This window comes from Campylobacter sp. B0100352/1 (genome assembly GCF_020135855.1).
GTDB lineage: Bacteria > Campylobacterota > Campylobacteria > Campylobacterales > Campylobacteraceae > Campylobacter_D > Campylobacter_D taeniopygiae.
This window is the reverse complement of the sequence record NZ_JACHTP010000114.1, coordinates 1-399: the sequence shown is the minus strand read 5'-3', so window position 1 is coordinate 399 and position 399 is coordinate 1. Positions and strand designations below refer to the sequence as shown.

At 38.3% G+C, this 399-nt stretch carries 1 pseudogene; it reads left to right on the top strand.

Annotation, left to right across the window (positions count from 1 at the left end):
* Nucleotides 1-399, top strand: a pseudogene (locus H2279_RS08780) (flagellar hook protein FlgE); the annotation flags it as partial.

The window sequence follows — 399 nt, the reverse complement described above, 5'->3', positions numbered from 1 at the left end:
TCCTATGTATAATCCTGATGGAGGCGATGGATATAAACAAGGAACTAATGGAGGGGGAACTCCAACTTTTACTGACCCAGCTTCACAAAATTACTATAATGCAGTAATGAATGGCTCTTTATTAAATACGGATGCAAGAACCTTTCATTCCACCGAAGATCTAAGAGAGCTCTTACAAAGAGACGCCAGATATGGGGTAGATTATGATGGCAGTGGTTCTTTTGCAGCAGCAGATGTTAATGAAGGCGTTACAGTGGTAGTCAATGACTCAGGTGCCTTTTCGATTACTAATCCTAATGAAACTAATAAAAGTCCTAGTTTAACAAATGCTGGTCCACAATTAGATTTTAATGCCCACAACATGAGTTTTAATGTTACTTCTTATACAGATTCTGAAGG